The organism is Nocardiopsis sp. TNDT3 (assembly GCF_003427465.1).
GTDB classification, from domain to species: Bacteria; Actinomycetota; Actinomycetes; order Streptosporangiales; family Streptosporangiaceae; genus Nocardiopsis; species Nocardiopsis dassonvillei.
In genome coordinates this window covers 1-5,371 of sequence record NZ_QPFC01000801.1, presented here as the reverse complement: position 1 = coordinate 5,371, position 5,371 = coordinate 1, and the positions used below count along the sequence as shown (strand labels likewise).

Sequence of the window (5,371 nt, the reverse complement as noted above, 5' to 3'; positions counted from 1 at the left end):
AGCCGGCTGCTCTGCCGATTGAGCTACGCGGGATGGCGTGCGCCCCGCGGCGGGGCCGCGGCGACACATCAAGCGTAGCGTCCCCGCGGAGTGCTCGTGACCGGTGTCGGCATGTGTGGCGGGGTCGCGACGGGGTAACGTCGAGCACGGATCACGCCGATCGTCTCCAAAGGGTGAAGAGGTAGACCATGCGTTACCGGATCACGTTCGCCGCCGGACTCGCCATCGGTTACGTCCTGGGAGCACGGGCGGGCAGGGCCCGCTACGAGCAGCTCGCGCGCACCGCGCGCAAGGTGGCCGACAGCCCGGTCGTCCAGGAGGTCGCCGGCCTGGTCGGCGCCCAGGTCAGCAACGCGGGCCGCACCGTCTACGACAAGGCCGTGGACAAGATGCCGGTCACGTCCGTGCGCGACTTCCTCGCGCGGCCCACCGACGAGGAGATCGAACTCGTCGAGTGGGAGAGCCACAGGTCCAACGGCACCCAGCCTCCGGAGGAGAACGGCTCCCCCGGCAACGGCGGGAACCGCTAGTGGCCCTGTTCTCCCGGCGCGTACCCGCCGCGCTGCGCGCCCGGCTGGAGCGGGGCGAGCGCGTGCTGGCCCACGCGCCCGTCGCCTCTCCGGCCGGGGAGGCGGCGCCCGTCCTGGCCGCCACCACCCGGGCCCTGCACCTGCCCGACGGGCGCGCGGTGCCCTGGCAGGACATCGACCAGGCCAGTTGGAGCCCCGACGCCTTCACCTTCATGGAGGAGGGCGCGGGCGAGCACACGGTGCGGCTGCGCTCGGACCCGGACGCGGACGGCGTGGACTACCGCCGCCTGGCCGAGACCGTCTCCGAGCGGGTCACCGCGACCATCCTGGTCAACCGCTTCGTGCCCTTCCCCGATCCGGACTCCTCCACGGGCTTTCGCCTGGTGGCGCGGCGGCCGCCCGGCGGCGCCGACGTGGCCTGGCGCATCCATCTGGGCGAGGGGGTGGACCAGGGGGACCCCCGCCTGCCCGACGCCGTCTCCCGTTCCCTGGACGCCCTCCACGACCAGATGGGCGTGTGAGCCGCGTCCGAGGGCCCCTCGCCGCCCGGCCGGTGCCGGGCGGCGGGACGGCCCCGTCCGCCCGGCGCCGGGTGACCGGAACCGGTCAGCAGACGTCGAAGACGTAGTCCCCGTGCTCGGGGCCGACCAGGTCCAGGTCGCGCAGGATCATCCGGGAGGGCGCGCCCGGAGCCGCGCAGGCCTCCTCGAAGGTCATCCCCGCCTCCTCCAGCGCGTGGGGGTACTCCACCGCCAGGACGGCGTCGCCGTAGACGCCGGTGTAGGCCTCGCACTCGTTCCACACCGCGCACTCCTCGGTCACGGCGAAGTCGAAGCCGACCTCCTCCCTGCCGCGCTCGGTGTCCTCGGCGGCGTTCTTCTGGCCCGCGGCCATGCCGTGTCCGTGGGTGAGTTCGACCAGTTCGGCGGCCAGCGCGAGGTTGTCGTCGATTGTGAGCAGGCCCTGGGAGCGCAGGTTGGAGTCGAGGTTGTCGAACTCGACCGCGTCGAAGCCCTTGTCCGCGCAGTCGGCGATGGTCTCGCCGAGGACGGCGGCGATGCCGGAGCGCTTGTCCTCGGTGGAGGTGTCCAGGAGGCGCTCGTCGTCCCAGTCCTCGTCGATGACGGGCTCGCCCGAGGCGTCGCGCAGGATCAGGTCCGGGTGCTCCTCCAGCCACCACTCCAGGTCGCCGGGCTGGGTCTGGAAGCCGTTGACGTAGCAGACGGAGTACATCCCCTCCGCCGGCTCGGAGGTGGAGTCGCGCACCACCGTGCCCACGCCCGGGGGCGGGGTGTAGGAGGCGCCGAGCTGGTAGTCCAACGCCCCCTCGGGGAAGCCCTCGAAGGCGGCCGCCTCGGCGGCGGTGTCGGCGGTGCCCGCGGTGGAGGAGGTGGACGAGGCGAGTTCGCCTCCGCCCTGGCTCGCGCAGCCCGCGGCCAGGAGCGCCGTCAGTCCGACGGCCGCGGCCGCGCGGAGTCCGGTGGGTGTGGACATGGAGGAACCCCGTTCTGCGGCGGTGGGGTGTTCCGCCGCCTGGTGGTCGGCGGTCCCGCCGCGCGGGCGGGACGACGCCTACGGTAGGTGCTCGCGCCCGGTCCGCGGGACGCGGAGGGGGTCACGGGCGGGGCCCGCGCCGGAACGCACGGTCACCCTAGCCACGGACGCGGTCCGACGAAAGGCTCAGCCTCCGGGCCACCGGCCGGACGCGTCCCCCGGAGGGCCCGGAACTGCGGGAACCCGCCGGGGGTGTCGGCAGGGTCACACGCCTCCCAGGACACGTCAGGAGTCACACACGGTCGGGTCGCCCGGCCGACTCCCGTGCGTCGCGTTCGGCCAGCCCCCGCGCCAGCACCTCGGCCAGGTGCAGCGCCCGACGGCCCGCCCCCTGTTCGATCTGCGTGCGGCAGCTGTAGCCGTCGGCCAGCACCAGCGTGTCCGGGGAGGCGCCGCGCACGCGGGGCAGCAGCTCGCGTTCGCCGATGGCCGCGGACACCTCGTAGTGGCCCTCGGTGAACCCGAAGTCGCCCGCCAGCCCGCAGCAGCCCGAGTCCAGCACCTCTCCGTCGATCCCCGCGCGGGCGATCAGCTCGCGGTCGGCGTCGAAGCCGATCACCGCGTGCTGGTGGCAGTGCACCTGCGCCAGGGCCGAGGCCGCGATCCGGGGCGGCCGCCAGTCCGGCGCGTACTCGTTGAGGAAGCCCGCGAGGGTGTGCACGGCCGCGGCCACCCGCTCGCTGCGCTCCCCCGGGAGCAGCTCGACCAGGTCGTGGCGGAGCGCGGCGGTGCAGCTGGGCTCCAGGCCCACCACGGGCAGCCCCTCCTCCACCAGCGGCTCCAGCGCCCGCACCGCGCGGCGCATCACCGCGCGGGCGGTGTCCAACTGCCCGGTGGACACCCACGTCAGGCCGCAGCACACCTGCCCCCGGGGCAGCACCACGGTGAACCCGGCGTCCTCCAGCACGCGCACGGCGGCCGCGGGCACGTTCGGGTTGAGGTGGTTGCCGAAGGTGTCCGGCCACAGCACCACCCTCGGTCCGCCGACGCGTGCCCGCCCGCGCGCGGCGCGCCGACGGAAGGCGCGGGTGAAGGTGGTGCGGGCGAACGAGGGCAGGTCGCGCTGGGCGGCCACGCCCGCGACCCTCTTGGCCAGGCGCGACACCCCCGGCAGCCGGGCGGCCCGGTTGGCCTCGGCCGGGGCGAGCGCGGCCAGGCGCGCCCAGAGGGGCAGCCAGCCCATGGAGTAGTGGGCGGCCGGGCGGATCCTGCCCCGGTAGTGCTGGTGCAGGAACTCGGCCTTGTAGGAGGCCATGTCCACGTTGACCGGGCAGTCGCTCAGGCAGCCCTTGCAGGACAGGCACAGGTCCAGGCTCTCGCGCACCTCCTCCGAGCGCCAGCCGTCGGTGATGACGTCGCCGCTGGCCATCTCGAACAGCAGGTGGGCGCGGCCGCGGGTGGAGTGCTTCTCCTCCTGGGTGACCTGGTAGCTGGGGCACATGACGCCCGGTCCCTCCTGGCGGCGGCACTTGCCCACCCCGGAGCAGCGGCGCAGCGCCTTGGCGAGGTCGCCCCCGTCCTCGCGGTAGGCCAGTTCGGCCCGCGAGAGCAGCGGCAGCACCGGGCCGGGACCGGAGGGGCCGGGGACGGCGGCCACCCGGACGTCGGCGTCCAGCGGCAGCGGATCGACGATGACGCCGGGGTTCATGAGGCCGGCGGGGTCCCAGATCCGCTTGAACTCGCCGAAGGCGCGGATGAGGGAGGCCGGGTACATGCGGGCCAGCAGCTCCGAGCGCGCCTGGCCGTCGCCGTGTTCGCCCGACAGGGAGCCGCCGTGCCGGACCACGGTGTCGGCGGCCTCCTCCATGAACTCCCGGTACTCGCGCCGTCCCCGCTCGGTGGTGAGCTCGAAGTCGATGCGCACGTGCAGGCAGCCGTCGCCGAAGTGGCCGTAGACCACGCCGAAGCGGCCGTGGCGCTCCATGAGCGCCTCGAAGTCGCGCAGGTAGTCGCCCAGGTTCTCGGGCGGCACCGCGGCGTCCTCCCAGCCCGACCAGGCCTCGGCCCCCGAGGGCGTGCGCTGCGTGAGCCCGGCGCCCTCCTCCCGGATGCGCCAGAGCGCCTTCTGGTGGGCGGGGTCGGAGACGACGAGGGCGTCACGGGGGCGGGAGGCGCCCGACAGGGCGGCGAGCATGCCCTCCGCGGCGTCGGCGGCGTCCTGGGGGTCCTCCCCGGCGACCTCCACCAGGAGCCAGGCCCCGCCCTCGGGCAGCGGTACGCGCGAGCCGGAGCCGAACCGGTCCAGGGAGGCGACCATGCGGTGGTTGATGCCCTCGACGGTGAGCGGGCCGTGGCCGAGCAGGTCGGGGACGGCGTCGGCGGCCGCGGGGGCGTCGGGGTAGCCGAGGACGGCCAGGGCGCGGGCTGGCGGCGACTCGACCAGGCGCACGGTGGCGCCGAGGACGAACACGCAGGTGCCCTCGGTGCCCACGAGGGCGGCGGCGACGTCGCGGCCCTTCTCCGGCAGCAGGCGGTCCAGGGAGTAGCCGGACACGCGGCGGCGGAAGTCGGGCATCGCGGTGCGCAGCTCGGCGCGGTGGGCGTCCACGAGGCGGGCGAGGGCGGCGTGGATCTGGCCCTCGCGTCCGGGGCGCGCGGCCAGGGCGCGGTGCTCCTCGTCGCCGTCGCTGGAGCCGACGGTGAGCCGGGTCCCGTCGCTGAGCAGCACGTCGAGGGAGACGATGTTGTCGGCGGTGGTGCCCCAGGCGACCGAGTGGGAGCCGCAGGCGTTGTTGCCGACCATGCCGCCCACGGTGCAGCGGCTGTGGGTGGAGGGGTCGGGGGCGAAGGTGAGCCCGTGCTCGGCGGCGGCGCGGCGCAGGTCGTCGAGGATGACACCGGGCTGCACCGTGGCGGTGCGCGCCACGGGGTCGATGTGCTCTATGGCGCGCAGGTGGCGGGAGGTGTCGATGACGACGCCGGTACCGATGGCGTTGCCCGCGATGGAGGTGCCGCCGCCCCGGGGCACGATCGCCACACCGTGCTCGGCGCAGGCGCGGACCGCCGCCACGCAGTCCTCGACGGTCTCGGGGACCACCACGGCCAGCGGGACCCTGCGGTAGTTGGAGGCGTCGGAGGTGTAGAGGGCGCGGGTGCCCGCGTCGAAGGCGACCGTGCCCCGGACACGGCTCTCCAGGTCGCGGCGCAGGGCGGCGACGTCGGTTCGGGCTGTGGTGGTGCTGTGCGGGTCGGCCATGGTGCCAGCGTGGCGGCTTCGGCCGCGGCGCCGCAAGCGTGCCGCGCTGCCCGGCCGCACCGCCCCGCCGCGCCGTCCGGAGCCGGGGGCA

The 5,371-nt window shown here is 75.1% G+C and carries 4 protein-coding genes; 2 read left to right on the top strand and 2 right to left on the bottom strand.

Annotated elements, in window-relative coordinates:
* The first annotated feature begins 188 nt into the window (after positions 1 to 188).
* A complete protein-coding gene (locus DQW06_RS19650) occupies positions 189 to 530 on the top strand; it encodes a hypothetical protein (RefSeq protein WP_013151819.1) in 342 nt (113 codons plus the stop codon).
* A complete protein-coding gene (locus DQW06_RS19645) occupies positions 530 to 1,051 on the top strand; it encodes a hypothetical protein (RefSeq protein WP_117199074.1) in 522 nt (173 codons plus the stop codon). Before DQW06_RS19650 ends, DQW06_RS19645 begins: the two co-directional genes overlap by 1 nt.
* A gap of 85 nt (positions 1,052 to 1,136) precedes the next feature.
* On the opposite strand, the gene DQW06_RS19640 is transcribed toward DQW06_RS19645, so the two are convergent.
* Entirely contained in the window at positions 1,137 to 2,024 is an 888-nt protein-coding gene (locus tag DQW06_RS19640; RefSeq protein ID WP_013151817.1) for an endo alpha-1,4 polygalactosaminidase, read from the bottom strand.
* A 292-nt stretch (positions 2,025 to 2,316) separates the two neighbouring features.
* Positions 2,317 to 5,280, bottom strand: a complete 2,964-nt coding sequence (locus DQW06_RS19635) for an FAD-binding and (Fe-S)-binding domain-containing protein (RefSeq protein WP_117199073.1) — start codon at positions 5,278 to 5,280, stop codon at positions 2,317 to 2,319.
* Positions 5,281 to 5,371 lie beyond the last annotated feature (91 nt).

Excerpts from the sequence above, each read along its gene's own strand:
- DQW06_RS19650 (WP_013151819.1), top strand. The coding sequence starts at position 189 with ATGCGTTACCGGATCACGTTCGCCGCCGGACTCGCCATCGGTTACGTC.
- DQW06_RS19635 (WP_117199073.1), bottom strand. The coding sequence starts at position 5,280 with ATGGCCGACCCGCACAGCACCACCACAGCCCGAACCGACGTCGCCGCC.
- DQW06_RS19640 (WP_013151817.1), bottom strand. The coding sequence starts at position 2,024 with ATGTCCACACCCACCGGACTCCGCGCGGCCGCGGCCGTCGGACTGACG.